Source organism: Saccharopolyspora sp. MMCC62 (assembly GCF_057736575.1).
In genome coordinates this window covers 1-1110 of the sequence record NZ_JBYKCM010000024.1, presented here as the reverse complement: position 1 = coordinate 1110, position 1110 = coordinate 1, and the positions used below count along the sequence as shown (strand labels likewise).

The 1110-nt window shown below is 68.9% G+C and carries 1 protein-coding gene; it reads left to right on the top strand.

Translation table 11 applies throughout. The annotated features are described in order from the left end of the window. On the top strand, positions 1-1110 hold a 1110-nt coding region (gene glyA / locus AC29IT_RS28720), incomplete at both ends, for a serine hydroxymethyltransferase (RefSeq protein ID WP_488220785.1).

The following is a 1110-nucleotide window of genomic DNA, read 5'->3' as shown; positions in this document are numbered from 1 at the left end:
GTTCAACGACCGGCTTGCGGTGGTGGATCCGGAGGTGGCCGCTGCTGTGGGGGCGGAGCTGGGTCGTCAGCAGAACACGTTGGAGATGATCGCGTCGGAGAACTTCGCGCCGCAGGCGGTGTTGCAGGCGCAGGGTTCGGTGTTGACGAACAAGTACGCCGAGGGTTATCCGGGCCGCCGGTATTACGGTGGTTGTGAGCACGTGGACGTGATCGAGCAGTTGGCGATCGATCGGGTGAAGGCGTTGTTCGGGGCGTCGTTCGCGAACGTGCAGCCGCACTCGGGGGCGCAGGCCAACGCCGCGGCGATGCACGCGTTGCTGACCCCGGGTGACACGATCATGGGCTTGGACCTGGCCCACGGCGGGCATTTGACGCACGGGATGCGCATCAACTTCTCCGGCAAGCTCTACACCGTCGTCCCGTACCACGTGCGCGAAGACGACCACCGCGTCGACATGGACGAGGTGGCGCGGCTGGCGCGGGAGAACCGGCCGAAGCTGATCGTGGCGGGCTGGTCGGCGTATCCGCGGCAGCTCGACTTCGCCCGGTTCCGCGAGATCGCCGACGAGGTCGGCGCCTACCTGATGGTCGACATGGCCCACTTCGCCGGCCTGGTCGCGGCCGGGCTGCACCCGAGCCCGCTGCCGTATGCCGACGTGGTCACCACGACCACCCACAAGACCCTCGGCGGCCCCCGTGGCGGGGTGATCCTCTCGGCGAGTGAGGAATTCGCGAAGAAGTTCAACTCCGCGGTCTTCCCCGGCCAGCAGGGCGGCCCCCTCGAACACGTCATCGCCGGCAAGGCCGTGCTGTTCAAACTCGCCGCCACCCCCGAGTTCGCCGACCGCCAGCAACGCACCCTCGAGGGCGCCCGCATCATCGCCGACCGCCTCCTGGCCGACGACGCCCGCGCCGCCGGGGTGTCGCTGGTCTCCGGTGGCACCGACGTCCACCTCGTGCTGGTCGACCTGCGCCACTCCGAACTCGACGGCAAACAAGCCGAAGACCGCCTCCACACCATCGGCATCACCGTCAACCGCAACGCCGTCCCGAACGACCCCCGACCCCCCATGACCACCAGCGGCCTGCGCATCGGCACCCCCGCCCT